The sequence below is a fragment of the Caballeronia temeraria genome (genome assembly GCF_001544795.2).
Taxonomy (GTDB): domain Bacteria; phylum Pseudomonadota; class Gammaproteobacteria; order Burkholderiales; family Burkholderiaceae; genus Caballeronia; species Caballeronia temeraria.
Genome location: NZ_FCOI02000033.1, coordinates 56,702 through 75,911, shown reverse-complemented (window position 1 = coordinate 75,911; position 19,210 = coordinate 56,702). Strand labels below are relative to the sequence as shown.

Here is a 19,210-nt window from a genome sequence, read left to right as displayed (position 1 = left end):
GTGCCCACGGCCATGTTCACGCCGCTTTTCGTGATCTCGCGCACGTCGGGCTGGGCCGCGCACATCATCGAGCAACGTGTCGACAACAAGATCATTCGTCCGAGCGCGAATTACACCGGACCGGAGAATTTGAAGTTCGTCCCGATAAATAAGCGAAAATAACGGGCTGCGCGATCGGATTTCGCCACGAGCGAGATCCACGCCGCGCGGCAAACCGTTTCCAACCCAATGTTTTTGAAAGGTTTTTTCGATGAATAAACTTCTGATCGCTGCAATCGCCGGCACGCTGGCTACGACGAGCGTCTTCGTCAGCGCCGACGCCTTCGCTGCGACGACCGAATCGAGCGCGGCCAAGGCCAAGCGCCCCGCTCCGGCACGCCGCCTGATCAAGCGCAGCCCCAAGGCCGAAGCGGCCGCGGCGGCGAAAACCGATCCGATTCCCGAAGGTGCAGTGAAGTGGTCGTGCAAGGACGGCAATGCGTTTTTCCTGAAGGGCGACATGAAGCGTGACGCCATCGTCACCGTGAACTGGGCCAAGAAGGACTACAAGCTGCCGCGTCAGGACACGACGACGGGTGCAGACCGCTTCCACGATCCGGCGACGGGCATGGACCTCGTCGTGATCCCGTCGAAGGCAATGCTGTTCTCGGACAAGGATTCGTCGCGCCTCGCCGACGAGTGCATGACGCCGGAAATGGCTGCGGGCGGCGCAGCGCCGACCCAATCGAACGCGCTGATCAAGAACGCGGAGTAAGTTCGCTCAGCACTTACATCAGGAATCCCTCGATGTCCGCACCGATCTCCAGCGTCCGGCCCGATCCGGACAAGGAACTCATCGAAATAGTCGACTACGTGCTCGGCTATGGTGTCGACAGCACGCTTGCGCTCGAAACGGCGCGCAACTGCCTGATCGACACGCTCGGCTGCGGACTCGAAGCCCTCTCGTACCCCGCCTGCACCAAGCTGCTGGGACCGATCGTGCCGGGCACGATCGTCCCCAACGGTGCGAAGGTGCCCGGCACCCAGTTTCAGCTCGACCCGGTTCAGGCCGCCTTCAACATCGGCGCAATGATCCGCTGGCTCGACTTCAACGACACATGGCTTGCCGCCGAATGGGGCCATCCGTCGGACAATCTCGGCGGCATTCTGGCAACGGCCGACTGGCTTTCGCGCAACGCGATCGCCTCGGGCAAGAAGCCGCTCACCATGAAAGACGTCCTGATCGCGATGATCAAGGCGCACGAAATTCAAGGCTGCATCGCGCTCGAGAACTCCTTCAACAAGGTCGGTCTCGATCACGTGCTGCTCGTCAAGCTGGCGTCCACCGCGGTCGTCGGGCAGATGATCGGCCTGACGCGCGACGAGCTGATCAACGCGGTGTCGCTCGCTTTCGTCGATGGCCACGCGCTGCGCACGTATCGCCACGCGCCGAACACGGGCTCGCGTAAGTCGTGGGCAGCGGGCGATGCGACCTCGCGCGCCGTGCGTCTCGCGCTGATCGCGAAGACCGGCGAGATGGGCTATCCCTCCGTGTTGACCGCGAAAACATGGGGCTTCTACGACGTGCTCTTCAAGGGCAATGCGTTCAGGTTCCAGCGACCGTACGGCTCGTACGTGATGGAAAACGTGCTCTTCAAGATATCGTTTCCCGCCGAATTCCACGCGCAAACGGCGGTCGAAGCGGCCATGACATTGCACGAGAAGCTCAAGGATGCGGGCAAGTCCGTCGATGACATCCGCAAGATCACGATTCGCACGCACGAGGCGGCGATTCGCATCATCGACAAGAAAGGGCCGCTCGACAATCCCGCGGACCGCGATCACTGCATTCAGTACATGATCGCCGTGCCGCTGATTCACGGACGTCTCACCGCGGCCGATTATGAAGATTCCATCGCGCGCGACCCGCGCATCGACGTGCTGCGCGCAAAGATGGAATGCGTGGAAGACCCGCAATACACGAAGGATTATCACGATCCGGACAAGCGCTCGATCCCGAATGCATTGACCGTCGAATTCATCGACGGATCGAAGCTCGCCGAAGTCGAGGTCGACTATCCGATCGGTCACAAGCGTCGTCGCGCGGAGGGCATCCCGCTGCTCGTCGAGAAGTTCAGGACGAATCTGGCGCGCCGTTTCCCGCAGAAGCAGCAGCAGGCTATCCTCGCGGTATCGCTCGATCAGGCACGGCTCGAAGCGATGCCGGTCAATGAATATGTCGATCTGTACGTGATTTAAGCAGCGCAATTTCCTCGTCTTAGTCCTAGGAAAATAACCATGGCCCACAATCTCCACAACACGCTCAAGGAATTCGACAGCGGTTCCGGCAAAGGCAAGTTCTACTCGCTGCCGCAACTCGGCGACGCGCTGAAGGTCAAGATTCAGCGCCTGCCGGTCTCGATTCGTCTGGTGCTCGAATCGGTGCTGCGCAACTACGACGGCAAGAAGATCTCCGAGGAACACATCGAGCAGCTCGCGAACTGGAAGCCAAATGCCGCTCGTGTCGACGAGATTCCGTTCGTCGTCGCGCGCGTCGTGCTGCAGGACTTCACCGGCGTGCCGCTGCTCGCCGACATCGCCGCGATGCGTGGCGTCGCGAAGCGCGCGGGCAAGGACCCGAAGGCAATCGAGCCGCTCGTGCCGGTGGATCTCGTCGTCGATCACTCGGTGCAGATCGACCACTTCCGCGAGCCGAACGCGCTCGATCTGAACATGAAGCTGGAATTTCAGCGCAATAACGAGCGCTACCAGTTCATGAAGTGGGGCATGCAGGCGTTCGACACATTCAAGGTCGTGCCGCCGGGCATCGGCATCGTGCACCAGGTGAACCTCGAATACCTCGCGCGCGGCGTGCACAAGAAGGACGGCGTCTACTATCCGGACACGCTCGTCGGCACCGACTCGCACACGACGATGATCAACGGCATCGGCGTGGTGGGCTGGGGCGTGGGCGGCATCGAAGCCGAAGCGGGCATGCTCGGCCAGCCGGTCTACTTCCTCACGCCGGACGTGGTCGGCGTCGAGCTGAAAGGCAAGCTGCGCGAAGGCTGCACGGCCACCGACCTTGTGCTGACCATCACCGAAATGCTGCGCAAGGAGAAGGTCGTCGGCAAGTTCGTCGAGTTCTTCGGCGAAGGCACGGCGTCGATCGGCGTGCCGGACCGCGCGACCATCGGCAATATGGCGCCCGAGTACGGCGCGACCATGGGCTTCTTCCCCGTCGACGAAAAGACCATCGACTATTTCAAGGGCACGGGCCGCACCGACGCCGAAATCGCCGCGTTCGAGCAGTATTTCAAGGCGCAGAAGCTCTGGGGCGTGCCGAAGGCCGGTGATATCGACTACACCAAGACGCTCACGCTCGATCTGGGCACGGTCGCGCCGTCGCTCGCGGGTCCGAAGCGCCCTCAGGACCGCATCGAGATCGGCAACGTGAAGAGCACGTTCGTCGACCTGTTCTCGAAGCCCGTCGGCGAAAACGGTTTCAACAAGAAGGCCGCCGAACTCGAAACGAACTACCAGACGACCGATGGCGTGAACCTGAAGAACGGCGACGTGCTGATCGCCGCGATCACGTCGTGCACGAACACGTCGAACCCGAGCGTGCTGCTCGCCGCCGGCTTGCTGGCGAAGAAGGCCGTCGAGGCGGGTCTGACGGTGGCGCCGCACATCAAGACGTCGCTCGCGCCGGGATCGCGCATCGTCACCGAGTATCTGACGAAGACGGGCCTCTTGCCCTACCTCGACAAGCTCGGCTTCACGCTCGCCGCGTACGGCTGCACGACGTGTATCGGCAATGCGGGCGATCTGACGCCGGAACTGAACGACGCCATCACGAAGAACGACGTCGTCGCGGCAGCGGTGCTGTCGGGCAACCGCAACTTCGAAGCGCGCATCCATCCGAACATCCGCGCGAACTTCCTGGCATCGCCGCCGCTGGTCGTCGCCTATGCGATCGCGGGCAACATCACGCGCGACCTGATGACCGAACCGGTCGGCAAGGGCACGGGCGGCCGCGACATCTACCTCGGCGACATCTGGCCGACGAGCGACGAAGTCCACGCGCTGCTCAAGTTCGCGCTCGACGCGAAGGCGTTCCGCGAGAACTACGCGCATCTCACGAAGGACGGCGACCTGTGGAGCAAGATCGAGGGCGAAAGCGGTCAGGTCTATGACTGGCCGAAGTCGACGTACATCGCCGAGCCGCCGTTCTTCGGCAGCGCGTTCTCGATGCAGCCGGCCGATTCGATTCCCGCCGTCAAGGGCGCGCGCGCGCTCGGCATCTTCGGCGATTCGGTAACGACCGACCACATCAGCCCGGCGGGCTCGATCAAGGAAACGTCGCCGGCGGGCGTGTGGCTGAAGGCGAACGGCGTGCAGAAGGCCGACTTCAACAGCTACGGCTCGCGTCGCGGCAACCACGACGTGATGATGCGCGGCACCTTCGCGAACGTGCGCATCAAGAACCTGATGATCCCGGCGAAGGCGGACGGCACGCGCATCGAAGGCGGTTTGACGATTCATCAGCCGAGCGGCGAGCAGTTGTCGATCTACGACGCAGCGATGAAGTACATCGACGCCGGCACGCAGACGGTGATCTTCGCCGGCGAAGAGTACGGCACGGGTTCGTCGCGCGACTGGGCGGCGAAAGGCACGCAACTGCTCGGCGTGAAGGCCGTGGTCGCGCGCAGCTTCGAGCGCATTCACCGTTCGAACCTCGTCGGCATGGGCGTGCTGCCGCTGCAGTTCAAGGGCTCGGACAGCGTGCAGTCGCTGAACATCACCGGCGAAGAAACGTACGACATCGAGGGTCTCGGCGACGACTTCAAGCCACAGCAGGAAGTCACGCTGGTGATCCACCGCAAGGACGGCAAGGAAGATCGCGTGCAGGTGCTGCTGCGTATCGATACGCCGATCGAAGTCGACTACTACAAGCACGGCGGAATTCTGCCGTTCGTGCTGCGCTCGCTGCTCGCGGCGTAAGATTGCCTCAGATGTTTTGCAGGTGACCGCGCTCGAAAGAGCGCGGGAACATTGGACCCGGCCCCGGCCGGGTTTTTTTTCGCCTTACGCCTTGGAAATCGCGATGCGCGGCCACGTCGTGCGACGCGCGAACCACGCACGCACGATTTCGCCCAGGCGCCGCGCGCTGGCTCGCGTCGAGTCGGACGCCATCGAGAACCAGCTGGCGTCGGTCGTGCCGCTGACCCAGATCGTCGTGTAAGGCATGAGTTCGACGGACGCGCCCGCGTCCAGCCAGTGATCGTCGGCGCTGCCTTCGATCGTCAGCCAGATTTGTCCGCGCGTCACGCGCAGGGTCTGAGGCCGGTCGATCACCGAGCGCGTCGGCGCGTCGCGCCCGTCGAGTTCGAATGTCCGGATTTCACGCATGATGCCGCTCCTTCTGATCGTCTAACTGGAAAGCCGCTCCAGAAAAAGCGAAGAGCAGCCGTTGATCCTATTATTGGACCGATTGCGAACAGCTTGAATGAACACTTGCGAACAGTTACACCGAAACTGTTAAGCTAAATCGACCGGACACTTCGACATGATCTGACACGTGAAAAACACTTCGCCTGGCCGTTTGGCCAGTATTGACGCGGCTTTTCGGATGCGTTCGAATGACAAGACGACACCGATGAACAGCGAAACCCAAGTGTTCGCTGCAAATCACTGAACAGTTTTCGACAACATGAATGCACTTCCGCTTCATATCGACGGCGGCACCGGCGTGCCGCTGACCGAGCAGATCGTCAGTCAGATCGAGGCGATGATCCGCTCGCGCCGCGTGCTGGCGGGCGCGAAACTGCCGTCGATCCGCCAGCTCGCCGCCGAACAGCGCATCAGCCGCTTTCCGGTGATCGAGGCATACGACCGTCTGGCGTCGCGCGGGCTGATTCAGCCGAAGCACGGTTCCGGCTTCTACGTGGCGAATCACGTCGAGGAACGCGACAGCAACGCGGGCAACTGCGATCCGCGGCTCGCGGAAGAGGAATCGAATCAGATCCTCCAGCAGTTCAACTACCCCGGCGAGACGCTGAAACTGTCGAGCGGCTTCGTTCCCGAGGCGTGGCGCGACGTGGACGGCCTCACGCAGGCGATCCGTCAGGCGTCGCGCGTCGATGTGTCGAGCGTGATCGACTACGCGATTCCGCACGGCGACACCGATCTGCGCCAGCAGGTCGCGATGCGCATCAACGCGCTCGGCATCGACGCCGATCTGCCGAACGTGATGATCACGAACGGCGCGAGCCAGGCGCTCGACCTCGTCGTGCGCTACATGCTGAAGCCGGGCGATACGGTGTTCGTCGAAGATCCCGGTTACTACAACCTGTTCGGCCTGCTGAAGCTGCAGGGCGTGCGGCTCGTCGGCGTGCCGCGGCTCGCGAACGGGCCGGATATTGATGTCGCCGAAGAACTGCTCAGGCAACATCAACCGAAGCTCTTCTTCATCAACACCGTGTTCCAGAACCCGACCGCGACGAACGTCGCGCCGCAGGTCGCATTCAAGCTGCTGCAGCTCGCGACGCAGCACGGCTTTTCGATCGTCGAGGACGATATCTACGCCGACTTCCAGGCCGTGCCGACGCAACGGCTCGCGTCGCTCGATCAGCTCGATCGCGTGATTTACGTGGGCGGCTTGTCGAAGACCTTGTCGTCGTCGCTGCGCATCGGCTATCTCGCGGCGAATCGCGAGCTCGTGAAGAATCTCGTCGACGTGAAGGTGCTGACGAGCCTCGGCGGCACGCGTTTCGCCGAAAGTGTCGCGGCGAGCCTGCTGGAACGCGGCACGTATCGCAAGTATCTGGAGCGCTTGCGCAAGCGCGTGCGCGATTCGCTGTCGAGCGCGGTGCAGACGCTCGAAAGCTATGGCTGGGACGTATTCGACGAACCGAGCGGCGGCAACTTCGTGTGGGCGAAAGTGCCGGGCATCGACGATTCGTCCGTGCTCGTCGACGAAGCCCTGAAGCTCGGCGTGACGCTCGCGCCGGGCAGCTATTACCGTCCGAACGGCGAGGCGTGCGCGTGGGTGCGGATCAATTCCGCCTATGCGGGCGACCGGCGCGCGGCGCGCTTCTTCGAGCACATGACGGAAGCCGCCGCCGCGCGCGTTTAACGCGGTTGATCGAAGAAGCGCTCGAGCGCGTCCGTCGCTTCTTTGTCTTCGGCAAGCCGCGCATACAATCCGGCCGCGCCTTCATAAATGCGATGCTCGGCGTACTCATCGCCGATGAACTGCGCGATCTCGTCCATCTCCGCGACCCATCGATACGCCTTCGGCGGCATGCGCGGCACACTGGCAGCGAGCCAGTCGAGCAGCGCGGGCTGACTCGCGGCAAGCTCGCTGATGAGCGCATCGCCCGCGCCGTTGCGCATCGCGGCGAGCGCCATAGCAGAGCCTAACGCCGTCAATCCCTTCGTGATGCCCGCGTACGACATCTTCAACGCGGACGCGGCGCCGACCGGTCCATCGAGTATGCGCACGACCAGACCGTGATCGGCAAGTGGCTGTGTGCGCGGCGCATGCGGCCCCGACATATAGAACTTCGGCGACGACGGCTGGCCGATGATCGACGCATCGACGAAGGGCGTGCCGGCCGGTTCCAGCGCGCGCTCGATCTGCCTGACGGTATCGGGATTGATCGCGTTGCAGTCGATATAGAGCGTCGGCACGCTCGCGCGTTCGAGAAGCGGCGCGAGGCGTTGCGCGGTGTCGACCGCGGCCGAAGGCGGCACGATCGACAGAATGAAGTCGCACGCCACGAGATTGTCGAGGCTTGCGTCTTCCATACCCGCCTCGCGCGCCCGTGCTGCACTCGCCGCGCTGCGCCCTTCAAGCGACGTCAGCACGCGCGCGCCGCCTTGCTTCAATGCGCGACCGATGGCCGAGCCCATGCTGCCCACGCCCAGAATCGCGACCGTCGATTGTTTCGATTGCGTCACTTGCAGCTCCGTGTTTTTCGCGAACGAAACACAGAATACGCTTGCACGCGTGAATGCGCTCGCGCTATTCGCTGTCTTCGGCTTCGTTCGAATGCAGTTTCCAGAGCGCGTCGAGCTTGTTCAACACGTCTTGTCCCTTTGGCGTGAGAAGCGGCATCGGCACGCCGGTCGGCAGCCGCGCGATCTCGACGAAACTGACACTTATTGCACGAAGGTTTCAGATGTCTTTCATTTTTATTCGTAACCCAAACTATTTGCCACGAAAAAAAGCGGCCCGTTGAAGGGCCGCCTTTCTCACTACGCTACTTGGCTAACGAATCAACGATGTTCCGTCACGAACTTTGTGACGAGATACGCCTCCATCGCTTCGCTGCCGCCTTCCGAGCCGTAGCCCGAATCCTTGACGCCGCCGAACGGCGTTTCCGGCAACGCGAGCCCGTGATGGTTGATCGAGAGCATGCCGCTTTCGATATCGTCCGATACCGCCGCCGACGTCGCTGCCGAGCTCGTGTAAGCATAAGCCGCGAGTCCGTAAGGCAGGCGGTTCGCTTCCGCGATCACGTCGTCATACGACTTGAACGATGCGATCGGCGCGATCGGGCCGAACGGCTCTTCGGTCATGATGCGCGCGGAAAGCGGCACATCCGTGAGCACGGTCGGTGCGAAAAAGTAGCCTTCTCGACCGATGCGCTCGCCGCCCGTCAGAACCTTCGCGCCCTGCTCGCGCGCATCGGCGACGAGGCGTTCCATGGCTTCGAGACGGCGGCCGTTCGCGAGCGGGCCCATCTGCACGCCATCGTCGAGACCGTTGCCGACTTTCACCGCGCTCGCGGTCGCGACGAAGTGCTGCACGAACTCGTCGTAAGCGGATTCTTCGACGAGAAAGCGCGTGGGCGAAATGCACACCTGGCCCGCGTTGCGGAATTTCGCCGATGCAAGCATCTTCGCGGCGCGGGGAATGTCGGCGTCCTTGAACACGATGGCCGGTGCGTGGCCGCCCAGTTCCATCGTCACGCGCTTCATGTGTTCGCCCGCGAGCGATGCAAGCAGCTTGCCGACCGGCGTCGAACCGGTGAACGAAATCTTGCGGATCGCGGGATGCGCGATCAGATACTTCGAGACATCGGCGGGCACGCCGAACACCAGATTCAGCACGCCGGCGGGCAGTCCTGCATCGGCATAAGCCTGCACGAGCGCCGCGCAGCTCGCGGGCGTTTCCTCGGGGCCTTTCAGCACGACCGAGCAGCCCGATGCGAGCGCCGCCGACACCTTGCGCACCGCCTGATTGATCGGGAAGTTCCACGGCGTGAACGCGGCCACCGGACCGACCGGCTCGCGCGTCACGATCTGGCGTACCGCGTCCGTGCGCGACGGAATCACGCGGCCATACGTGCGGCGCCCTTCTTCCGCGAACCATTCGATGATATCCGCCGCCGACAGCGTTTCGATGCGCGCCTCGCCGAACGGCTTGCCCTGCTCCATCGTCATGATGGCGGCGATTTCCTCCGCGCGATCGCGGATGTTCTGCGCCGCGCGGCGCATCAGCTTACTGCGCTCGTAGGGCGAAACCTTGCGCCATTCCTTGAAGCCCTTCGCGGCGGCTTCGGCTGCGAGCGAAAGCTCGGCTTCGCCCGCGAGCGCGAGACGGCCGATCTCGGCTTCGCTCGCCGGATTGATCACGGCGGTGTCGCGCGAACCGTCGTGCCAGGCGCCGTCGATATAAAGGCGTGTATTCGGATAGGCGGGAAGTCCGGAACGAGTGTTGCTCATGCATATCTCCTTACGAGTGACGTGGCCTGATGTCATGCGACGCAAACGGTAATGTTATCCCGAGTGCGTCACAATTGCTTCGACCATCAGGCGCATCCCGCGCGACGGTGGAATAAGAAACGCCCGCGATCGACGATCGGCGGGCACGTGTAGGGCTTTGCAAACGTGACGCTTACATCGGCGGCACGACGCCATCCTTCTCCACGACGATACGTTGCGCCGCGAAGTCCGAACCCGCCGGACTCGCGACGACGAACACCTTCTTGCCGGGCTTCAGGTCGTCGTGCGTTGCGGGCGCGAAGGTCACGACCGGCACGTTCTCCGGCACCGTCACCGAGTTCGCGCCGCCCTTGTACGACAGCTTCAGGTCGCGGCCGCTCGTGCCCTGCACGACCTGATCGACGTTCGCATTGGTCATCGAGCTTTTCGGGCCGAGGTCCCAGTCATAGTGGCCTTCGCCCGTGCCGCGCGCGGCTTCCGGGAACACGAGCACTTCGGTCGCGGTGAGCTTGCCGTCCGTGCCGGTGGTTGCCGCCGTGCCGACGAACGAGCCCGGCTTGATGTCCTGCAGCTTGATGTTCTTCAGCGCGGTGACCGGCGTGTCCGCCTTGATCGCGATCTTCACGGTGTCGCCGCTGCGTCGATGGACCGTGAGCGTATCGCCCGACAGCGACACGATATCGCCGCGAATGCGCGCGGGTTTCGCGGCCGGCGTCTGAGCAAAGGCTGCGGAAGCGAGTGCGAGCGTCACGACGCTGACGCCGAGTTTGATTCGAATCGACATGCAAATCTCCTTCGAGTGATGACAGGCTTCAGGAACCGCCGAACCAGTTGTAGCCCTGGTTCTCCCAATAGCCGCCGGGATAGTCGTTCGTCACGGTGATCGCGACGATGTGCTTCGGATTCTTGTAGCCGAGCTTGGTCGGCATGCGCAGCTTCATCGGAAAGCCGTATTTCGGCGGCAGGATCTGGCCGTCGTAGGAGAGCGTGAGCAGCGTCTGCGCGTGCAGCGCGGTCGGCATGTCGATGCTCGTCGAGTAGTTGTCGGCGCAATGGAAGGCGACGTATTTCGCGCTCGTTTCCGCGCCCGCCTGTGCGAGGAATTGCGCGAAGCGCACGCCGCCCCACTTGCCGATCGCGCTCCACCCTTCGATGCAGATATGCCGCGTCACCTGGCTTTCCTGCGGCATCGCGTGCAGTTCATCGAGCGTCCACACGCGCTTGCCTTTCACGAGGCCGCCGATTTCCAGCTTGTAGGTCGACGGATCGACTTCGGGCACCTGGTCGATGTCATAGAACGCGTTGAACGGGAACGGCCGCGTGATCATCGACTCGGTATATGTCGGCGCGAGCGTGTTCGGATCGAAGAGGAGCGCCTGCACGTCGTCGTTGAAGAACGAAATGCGGCGCAGCATCGCGTTGACCGATTTGTCGTCGGTGATATTGCAGCCGGACAGCATCGCCAGGCCTCCGAGCGAAAGAATGCGCTTGCCGAATAAACGACGCGCCGGCGCCTTTAATTCCTTCGCCGCATCCTTGATGATGAGCTCGGCATCGGGTCTGGATTTGAATAGCTTGAGCGACATGACTTAGCGACCTCGAATCATCAGCACGAGCGAGCGCGGCACGAGCGCAACCATCACGACGTGCACCACGACGAACGCCACGAGAAAACTCATGCCGAAGAAATGCACGACGCGGGCATTGTCGTAGCCGCCCATCAGCGTGCGAAGCAACGGAAACTGCACCGACTTCCACACCGCGAGCCCGGAAAGAATCACGATCACAATGTCGACGATCACCGCGAGATACGCGAACTTTTGTACGGCGTTGTAATGCGTGAGATCGTCGTGGCCGAGCTTGCCGCGCAATGCCGCGAAGGCGTCGGTGAAAATGCTCTTGATGGAAAGTGGAAACATGCGGCGGCGCAACCGCCCCGTGAACAGATTCACCGCGACATACACGATGAAATTCGCGACCAGCAGCCACATCGCCGCGAAATGCCATTGCAGCGCGCCGCCGAGCCAGCCGCCGAGCGTGATCGCGGGCGAGAAGGTCAGGGATTTGAATATCGGCGATGCGTTGTAGATCTGCCAGCCGCTCGTCACCATGATCAGCACGGCGAACGCGTTGAGCCAGTGCGTGATGCGCAGCCATAATGGTTGTACTTGCACGTCGTCGAGCCTCGCGATTCGGTTGAGTTCGCTGGGCATAGTAGCGACGCGCCGCTGATCGATTGATGACCTCTCGATGACTTTTTTGTCATCTTTGGCGAGGGACGTGCGCGCTCTGGCTAGAATGTGGGCAATCCATCGAATGCAGCGTCAGCATGACCATCCTCGTTATCGAAGACGACCGCAAGACCGGCGACTACCTGAAAAAAGGGCTCATCGAGTCCGGTTATCAGGTCGAACTCGTGCGCAACGGCACGGACGGTCTGCATCAGGCGCTCGCCAATCCCTACGAGCTGATCGTGCTCGACGTCATGTTGCCCGGCATCGACGGCTGGCAGGTCATGTCGGCATTGCGCGCAAAACGTGACCTGCCTGTCATTTTTCTCACCGCGCGCGATCACGTGACGGACCGCATCCACGGACTCGAACTCGGCGCGGACGATTATCTCGTCAAGCCGTTCTCGTTCACGGAACTCGTGCTGCGCATCCGCACGCTGCTCAGGCGCGGCGTGATGCGCGAATCGGATACCTTCCAGATCGCGGATCTGCATGTCGATGTCCTGCGCCGCAAGGTCACGCGCAAGGGCATCGACATCGTGCTTACGAACAAGGAATTCGCGCTGCTGCATCTCTTTTGCAAGCATCAGGGCGAAGCGCTTTCGCGCACGCTGATCGCATCCGAAGTGTGGGACATGAACTTCGACAGCGACACCAATGTCGTCGATGTCGCGGTGAAGCGTCTGCGCGCGAAGATCGATAACCCGTTCGATCTGAAGCTGATTCACACGGTGCGCAGCATCGGCTATTCGTTCGGGGAGAATCCTTGAACCGGCCTTCGCGTTCGCTTGCCGTTCGTATCGCGCTTTCGTTTGCGGTGATCGTGTGCATCGTGGTCGGCATGATCGGCGCATCGCTCTATCACGCGACGAATCGCGCGCTCTCCACGCGCGCGGATTATCAGTTGATCGGACGTGTCGAGCATTTTCGTTCCCTGCTGCACGATCTCTACACGATCAAGGAAATCGAAGCGCGCCCGCGGCTCTTCGAAACCATGCTCGGCGATCGTCAGGACGTGATCCTCTTTCGACGCGCGGGCACGGCGCCCTTCATCTACGTCAATCCGGAGAAGATGCCGCTGCCGCCGCTCGATATCGTGCCCGTGACGCGCGCCGTCGGACTCGACGATCTATACGAAGGCACGCGCGCCGATGGCGTGCGCATGCGCTGGGTCGGCGCGCAGGCGCGCATCGGCGAAAACGGTGAAGTCGTGGAGATCATCGCCGCGCATGTGATGACGCAGGAAGCGATCGTGTTGTCAGCGTATCTGAAGCGCGTGTGGTTCAACGTGATCGGCGCGGTGCTCGTGACGCTGCTGCTCGCATACTGGGTCACGAGCCGCGGACTCATGCCGCTCAAACTCATGGCCGATAAAGCCGCCGAAATCACGCCGAACCGCTTGTCCGCGCGGCTCGATGTCGCGCATGCGCCCGCGGAATTGCAGAGCCTCGCGGCGTCGTTCAATGCGATGCTCGACCGGCTCGAACACGGCTACGAACGCCTGCTGCAATTCTCCGCCGATCTCGCACACGAGTTGCGCACCCCGATCGGCGTGCTGATCGGCGAGACACAAGTCACGCTCGCGCATGAGCGAAGCGTCGCGGAATATCGCAGTGTGCTCGAATCGAATCTGGAAGAACTGGAGCGGCTTGCGCGCATCGCACAGAACATTCTGTTTCTTGCGCAGGCGGATCATGGGCAGCAGCCGATCGAGCGCGAACGGCTCGATATCCGCGAAGAACTGGAGACCATCGGCGCGTACTTCGAAGGCATCGCCGATGAACGCCGCATCACGTTCGACATTCATGCCGACGGCGACATGCATGCGAACGCGATCATGTGCCGCAGGGCGATCGGCAATGTCGTCGTGAATGCGGTGCGTTATGCGGCGGCGGGCACCGTGGTCCGCCTGAGCGGACATGCGGATGAAGAAGGCGCGCGCATCGTCGTGGGCAATCGCGGCGCGCGCATCGAACAGGACGAGCTTGCGAAGCTGTTCGACCGTTTCTATCGCGGCGATGCGGCGCGCAGCGAGTTCACGGAATCGAGCGGGCTCGGCCTGTCGATCGTTCAGGCGATCATGCGGCTGCACGGCGGCCATGCCTTCGCCGAATGCACGCAGGATGGCTGGATCGAATTCACCTTGCGCTTTCCGAATACGGCGCAACCGGAGCAGGATCGCCACACAGCCACGCCCTGAATTCCGGCCGAAGCAGATAGTCGACGCACCACGCCCGCACCTTGCCGACGCCATCCGAACGATGCGCGAGAAAGAGCCGGGTGGCGTGCTTCTGCTCCTGAATCGACTTACTCACGAGGCCGGCGTCGCCGAACGCCGCGCGAATGTGCGTGGGCACATAGCCGATCCCGGCATTGCGCGCGATGACTCTCACCGCCATCGAAAAGTCGGGAACGAAGATCGGCTTCTGTCCTTCGAGAAGCCATGCGTTCATCGGATCGGAATCGATCGACGTGTCCTTGATGCAGACCGCCGGATACTTGCGCAACTCCGCGTTCGGCAAGATGTGCGGCGCATCCGCGAGCGGATGGCCCGCGCCCACGAGGAAATCCCACGCGAGATTGCCGAGCGCGACGCTCGTGGCGCCATCGGTCTTCGGCACGAAATGCGGCGCGCCGACGACGATATCCGCCTTGTTGGCATAGAGCGCGTCCCAGCATCCGTTGTAGACCTCCTGCCGGATCGTGACGTGCGTCGTTGGATAGGCAGCTTCCAGATCGCACAGGAACTGGATGATCGCGTCGCGCGGCACGATGTTGTTGACGGCCACGGTAAGCTCGGGCTCGATACCGCCCTGAACGATGGCGAGATTGCATTTGAGCGCCTGCAGATCGTCGAGAATCGCCTTGCTGTGAGCGATGAAATATTCGCCCGCCTCGGTGAGCCGGATATAGCAGCCGCGGCGCTCGAACAGCTTCGCGCCGAATGATTCCTCCAGCTTCCTGACGGTGTAGCTGATCGCCGACGGAACCTTGCTCAGCCGTTCCGCGGCGGCCGTGATGCTTTGGTACTGCGCAACCAACCGGACTATCCGAATGCTTTCGTCCGAAGTGAACATCGAGCCTGATCCCACATAAGTAATTTCCTTCGACGTGAACGAAGCGCGCGGTCATGGCGCGCTTCGTTCCGTCACGACGCGTCAATGCCCCGAAGGCTTGACGGTGCCGCTCGCCGGCGCGATCCGGCTCAGGATCATGTAGCCGATGCACGCAACGAGAATCGAATCGAGCGAAGGAATCGACGTGACGGTGAACATGCCTCTCACGGTCGCGAAACCCGTGAGCGAGCCGAGAATCCACGCCACGAACGTCATGAACTTGACCTGCGGTTCGCGGGCGAGCGCGGCAGCATCATACCCGGCGCGCCGATACATCACGAAATCCGCGATATAGATGCCCGCGACAGGCGGCGTCGCGATCCCGAGGAAGAGCAGGAACGGAATGAACCACGACATGATGTTCATGCTGCCGACGATCGCCGCCAGCACGCCCAGCGCGACCGTGATCTGCCACTTCGGAAAGCGCGTGATCAACGTCGACGTGACGAGCGTGCCCTGGAACATGTTGCCCGCGTTGCCCGTGACCGTCGCGAAGATGAGCATCAGTGCGGCAGGCAGCGTCGCGCCGAACACGGCCATCGCGGCGAGCAGCGAGTTCTTGCCGGTCAGCACGCTCGGCGTCGCGCCCGCCCAGTACAGCAGCGGATACGCGACCAGGAACGCGAGCAGCGCGCCCCCTACCGCATGCTTGCGGTTATGCGTGAAGCTGCCGAAATCGGGCAAGGTCGCGACCAGCACGACGATCGTGCCGACTACCGTCGATACGGCCACGCCCATCGGCATGCCGGTGACCATGTCGACGGCCGGCGCCTGGCCCGTGAGCGCGACGCGCACGATATAGCACAGCATCAGCGCGATGACCGGCACGGCGAACTGCGCGACCTTGCCGAGCACTTCGAAGCCGAACGCGGTGGACGCGACGAAGATCACGCAGCCGATCGCAACGAGCAGCGGCGCGGGCACGTTCACGCCATGCTGCGCGAGCAGATCGGCGACCGAATGGCCGAACATGTTGGCCGTCACCGCGATCCAGCCGAACAGGCTGATGGCCAGCAGCACGTTGATGGCGACGGCGCCCTTCTCGCCGAACGGATACTTCACGATGCCATAGGTCGGCAGACGCGCTTTCTCGCCGACGGAGATCGTGATCGACGCGAGAATCGCGAGGATCAGGCTGCCGATGCCGACAACCTTGACGAGATCGCCGTTCGACATCTGATTGCCGAGACTCGACGACGACAGCAACACCGGCGTAACGGCGATGCCGAGCAGAATCATCGCGATGCGATAACCCGGCGCGGTGCCCGTCGCGGCGCTTCCCCGGCTTTCGTTTGGTTTGTTCATGACAGTTCCTTTGACCGATGCCCGCTCCGATTCAGGGCGAGTAATGGTGACCGGTGTATTCGCGCCATCCGCCTGACGCCGTGATTTCCTTCTGCCCTTCGACGAGCCACGGTTCCGCGAGCACGCCGAGCACTTCGCTGCCGTCCGCGAGCACGACCTTGCCGATGCAGAGGCCCGCGGGCTCGCTCAACAGGAGCGCGCCGAGATTGGCCATCGGCAGTTCCCACACTTCGAGCGATACGGCCACGCCGCCGCTCTTCACGCGCAACATGCCGGGATGACGATCGCCGATGCTCCAGATGCGATAGCACGCATCCGTGCGATCCTCGCGCACGAATTCGCCTTTCGCGGCGATCATGTTGTGATTCAGTCCGAGGCCGCGCATCAGCGTGCCGTTCACGGCGAGCAATGTTGTGTCGTTCATTTGATTCGTTTTCCTTCAGTTATGGCGTGATCCACGTACCGGTGCGTCGTTCGAGTGCGGGCTTGATCGCCGCCGGGCTCGTGATGAGCCCTTCGCCCGCGTGGCCGTCCGGCCCGGTGTGCGACACGAAGCGCAGGATCGCTTCCACTTTCGGCAGCATGCTGCCCGCGCCGAACTGTCCCTGCGCGATGAGATCGCGCGCTTCGCTCACGCTCATCGTATCGAGCCAGCGCTGCTGCGGCGTGCCGAAGTTCACCGCGACCTGCTCGACGCCGGTCGGAATCAGCAGCAGATCCGCTTTCAGCTCCTGAGCGAGCAATGCCGATGCGAGATCCTTGTCGATCACCGCTTCGACGCCCGACAGCTTGCCGTTCTTGCGCACCACCGGAATGCCGCCGCCGCCGCAGGCGATCACCACGCAGCCCTGCGCGAGCAAGCTTGCGATGACATCGCGCTCGATGATCTCGAGCGGCTCCGGCGACGGCACCGTGCGCCGCCAGCCGCGTCCCGCGTCTTCCATCAACGTCCAGCCGAGCTCGGCCTGACGCTTTTTCGCGGTCGCTTCGTCGAGGAATGCGCCGACCGGCTTGGCCGGATTCCTGAACGCCGGATCGTCGGTGCTGACGCACGTCTGCGTCACCACGGCGACGACGCGCCGATCGATGCCGCGACGGTGCAGTTCATTGGTCAGCGCCTTCTGGAACATGTAGCCGATCGCGCCCTGCGTATCGCCCACCGCGTAATCGAGCGGCACGGGCGCGACTTCCTGCGCGGCCAGTTCCGAACGCCGCAGGATGAAGCCGACTTGCGGCCCGTTGCCATGCGTGAGCACGACGTTCCATCCCGCCGCGATCATGTCCGCGATGTGCGTCGCGCTTTCGGTGACGGCTTCGTATTGATCAGGAATGCTTAGATGATGATCGTCGCGAATGAGCGCGTTGCCGCCCACGGCGACGATGGCCAGAGGTTTTCGAATCGTCATGATGCTTGTCCGCTGTGTTGTTTCACTGTCTCGGCCAGCGCCCGGATGGCTTCGACGAAGCATTCCATCGGTGCGGTCGTGATGCCTGCGCCGATCTGCCCGACGCCCGCCTGCTTATGCGCGATGCCCGTGTTGATGACCGGCAGGATGCCGCGATCGGCCACCTTGCGCGCGTCGATGCCTGCGGCGGTCGGCGCGAAGTTGAGCGCGGGCAGCGTGAATGCCGGATTGCCGCCGAGCGTGATGGCCTGCATGCGGCGGCTGTTCGCGGTCGCATCGGCGGGCGTGCCGCCGACAAACTTCACGATTGCCGGCGACGATGCCATCGCGAAGCCACCCACGCCCGCCGTCTCCGTGATCGCGCTGTCGCCGAGATCGGCGGCCGCGTCTTCGACGCCGTAGCCGGGGAAGAACAGGCCCTCGACCGGATTGGCCTTCGCCTGGAACCAGCGGTCGCCGGTGCCCGAAAGCCGGATGCCGAAGTTCACGCCGTTGCGCGCCATCACCGAGACCATCGAGCTTAAGGGCACGCCGGCGGCGGCATCCATCATGGCCTTGCATGCGGCCATCGAAATGTTGAGGAAGAAGTGATCGTTGGCGATGATCGCCGCGCTCACCTCGCGAATCTGCGCGAGCGGCAGTTGTGTGCCGAGCAGCGCCGGCACGATGCGCTTGATGAAAAGGCCGGTCGCCGCGCTGTTGCGGTTGTGGACTTCATCGCCCATGTGGAGCGCCTGCGCCATCATCGGCTTCAGCTCGATTTCGCCCGATACCGCCAGCGCGGCCTTCAGCGCGGGCGCGAGCGTCGCTTTCATCCAGCGCAGGCGGTCGAGCACTTCCGTGCTGTTCGCGCCGAAGCGCAGCACCTTGCCGAGACCTTCGTTCAGGTTGCTATACGTGCGATGCCCGTTCGTCTTGTTCTCGACGACGAAGAGCGGCATCGACGGACTGATGATGCCCGCCATCGGACCGACGGCCTGATGGTGATGACACGGTTCGAGATCGACCTTGCCGTCGAGAATCAGGCGCTCGGCGGCGGCGTGATCCGGCGCCCAGCCTTCGAGCATCACCGCGCCGATGATCGCGCCCTTCACCGGCCCGCACATGTTCTCCCACGCGATCGGCGGACCGGAGTGGAGAATCAGCTTGCGCGCGTTCATCGCGCTGATCGCTTCGGACGCGATGACGACATCGGCGAGCACGGGCTGCGCTTCGAGATAGCGCGCAAAGGCCGTTTCGTTCGCCTGCTCGACGAGCGGATGACGCGTCAGCCAGGCGAGATCGAGGCCCGCGCCGACATCGCCGAGCGCGGGCGGCTGCCAGTTGACGTGGCTGACTTCGCCGCCCGCGAGACGCAGGTTGTCGGCGAAACTCGTGAGGCCGCAGTTCACCACTTTCAGTGGCTGACCAAACAATCGGTTCATTCTTTTGCTCCTTT

General features: G+C 62.8%; 18 protein-coding genes. 7 read left to right on the top strand and 11 right to left on the bottom strand.

The features are described from left to right. The 4 genes from AWB76_RS43120 to acnA all read left to right on the top strand — a co-directional run. Positions 1–162, top strand: a 162-nt coding sequence (locus AWB76_RS43120; protein WP_074171455.1) for a citrate/2-methylcitrate synthase, incomplete at its 5' end; no start/stop codon positions are given. 88 nt (positions 163–250) lie between these two features. After that, the gene (locus AWB76_RS31920) at positions 251–754 is read left to right on the top strand and encodes a hypothetical protein (RefSeq protein ID WP_061164106.1); all 504 of its coding nucleotides are present in this window, start codon (positions 251–253) and stop codon (positions 752–754) included. A gap of 32 nt (positions 755–786) precedes the next feature. After that, positions 787–2,238 carry a bifunctional 2-methylcitrate dehydratase/aconitate hydratase gene (locus tag AWB76_RS31915; RefSeq protein WP_061164105.1) on the top strand — a complete coding sequence of 484 codons (1,452 nt, stop codon included), beginning with the start codon at positions 787–789 and terminating at the stop codon, positions 2,236–2,238. A 39-nt stretch (positions 2,239–2,277) separates the two neighbouring features. Further along, positions 2,278–4,983, top strand: coding sequence for an aconitate hydratase AcnA (acnA, locus tag AWB76_RS31910; RefSeq protein WP_061164104.1), 2,706 nt, complete (start codon positions 2,278–2,280; stop codon positions 4,981–4,983). An 84-nt stretch (positions 4,984–5,067) separates the two neighbouring features. Here acnA and AWB76_RS31905 read toward each other — a convergent pair whose 3' ends face one another. Continuing rightward, on the bottom strand, positions 5,068–5,391 hold the full coding sequence (locus tag AWB76_RS31905; RefSeq protein WP_061164103.1) for a DUF2917 domain-containing protein: 324 nt from the start codon (positions 5,389–5,391) through the stop codon (positions 5,068–5,070). Between the two features lie 301 nt (positions 5,392–5,692). On the opposite strand from AWB76_RS31905, the gene AWB76_RS31900 reads away from it, so the two are divergent. Further along, positions 5,693–7,117: an aminotransferase-like domain-containing protein gene (locus tag AWB76_RS31900; protein WP_061164102.1), complete on the top strand. Its 1,425-nt coding sequence runs from the start codon at positions 5,693–5,695 to the stop codon at positions 7,115–7,117. On the opposite strand, the gene AWB76_RS31895 is transcribed toward AWB76_RS31900, so the two are convergent. The 5 genes from AWB76_RS31895 to AWB76_RS31875 all read right to left on the bottom strand — a co-directional run bounded on the left by AWB76_RS31895 (position 7,114) and on the right by AWB76_RS31875 (position 11,927). Then, positions 7,114–8,037, bottom strand: coding sequence for an NAD(P)-dependent oxidoreductase (locus AWB76_RS31895; protein ID WP_279616466.1), 924 nt, complete (start codon positions 8,035–8,037; stop codon positions 7,114–7,116). The genes AWB76_RS31900 and AWB76_RS31895 overlap by 4 nt on opposite strands. Before the next feature lie 225 nt (positions 8,038–8,262). After that, complete coding sequence (locus AWB76_RS31890) at positions 8,263–9,714, bottom strand: NAD-dependent succinate-semialdehyde dehydrogenase (RefSeq protein ID WP_061164100.1); 1,452 nt, start codon at positions 9,712–9,714, stop codon at positions 8,263–8,265. Between the two features lie 172 nt (positions 9,715–9,886). Next, a complete protein-coding gene (locus tag AWB76_RS31885) occupies positions 9,887–10,498 on the bottom strand; it encodes a hypothetical protein (protein ID WP_061164099.1) in 612 nt (203 codons plus the stop codon). A gap of 28 nt (positions 10,499–10,526) precedes the next feature. Beyond that, complete coding sequence (locus AWB76_RS31880; protein ID WP_061164098.1) at positions 10,527–11,300, bottom strand: molybdopterin-dependent oxidoreductase; 774 nt, start codon at positions 11,298–11,300, stop codon at positions 10,527–10,529. A 3-nt stretch (positions 11,301–11,303) separates the two neighbouring features. Next, the gene (locus AWB76_RS31875) at positions 11,304–11,927 is read right to left on the bottom strand and encodes a cytochrome b/b6 domain-containing protein (protein WP_061164097.1); all 624 of its coding nucleotides are present in this window, start codon (positions 11,925–11,927) and stop codon (positions 11,304–11,306) included. A 116-nt stretch (positions 11,928–12,043) separates the two neighbouring features. On the opposite strand from AWB76_RS31875, the gene AWB76_RS31870 reads away from it, so the two are divergent. After that, positions 12,044–12,715 carry a heavy metal response regulator transcription factor gene (locus AWB76_RS31870; protein ID WP_061164096.1) on the top strand — a complete coding sequence of 224 codons (672 nt, stop codon included), beginning with the start codon at positions 12,044–12,046 and terminating at the stop codon, positions 12,713–12,715. Further along, positions 12,712–14,145 carry a heavy metal sensor histidine kinase gene (locus tag AWB76_RS31865; RefSeq protein ID WP_061164095.1) on the top strand — a complete coding sequence of 478 codons (1,434 nt, stop codon included), beginning with the start codon at positions 12,712–12,714 and terminating at the stop codon, positions 14,143–14,145. Before AWB76_RS31870 ends, AWB76_RS31865 begins: the two co-directional genes overlap by 4 nt. Here AWB76_RS31865 and AWB76_RS31860 read toward each other — a convergent pair. From AWB76_RS31860 to AWB76_RS31840, 5 genes are all read right to left on the bottom strand, one after another. Then, positions 14,084–15,022 carry a LysR substrate-binding domain-containing protein gene (locus tag AWB76_RS31860; RefSeq protein ID WP_061164094.1) on the bottom strand — a complete coding sequence of 313 codons (939 nt, stop codon included), beginning with the start codon at positions 15,020–15,022 and terminating at the stop codon, positions 14,084–14,086. The genes AWB76_RS31865 and AWB76_RS31860 overlap by 62 nt on opposite strands. An 81-nt stretch (positions 15,023–15,103) precedes the next feature. After that, entirely contained in the window at positions 15,104–16,366 is a 1,263-nt protein-coding gene (locus AWB76_RS31855; RefSeq protein ID WP_061164093.1) for a cytosine permease, read from the bottom strand. A 31-nt stretch (positions 16,367–16,397) separates the two neighbouring features. Further along, positions 16,398–16,790: an allophanate hydrolase-related protein gene (locus AWB76_RS31850; RefSeq protein WP_061164092.1), complete on the bottom strand. Its 393-nt coding sequence runs from the start codon at positions 16,788–16,790 to the stop codon at positions 16,398–16,400. A 19-nt stretch (positions 16,791–16,809) separates the two neighbouring features. Then, on the bottom strand, positions 16,810–17,772 hold the full coding sequence (arcC, locus tag AWB76_RS31845) for a carbamate kinase (RefSeq protein WP_061164091.1): 963 nt from the start codon (positions 17,770–17,772) through the stop codon (positions 16,810–16,812). Next, positions 17,769–19,196, bottom strand: coding sequence for a YlbE family protein (locus AWB76_RS31840; RefSeq protein WP_061164090.1), 1,428 nt, complete (start codon positions 19,194–19,196; stop codon positions 17,769–17,771). Before AWB76_RS31840 ends, arcC begins: the two co-directional genes overlap by 4 nt. Positions 19,197–19,210 lie beyond the last annotated feature (14 nt).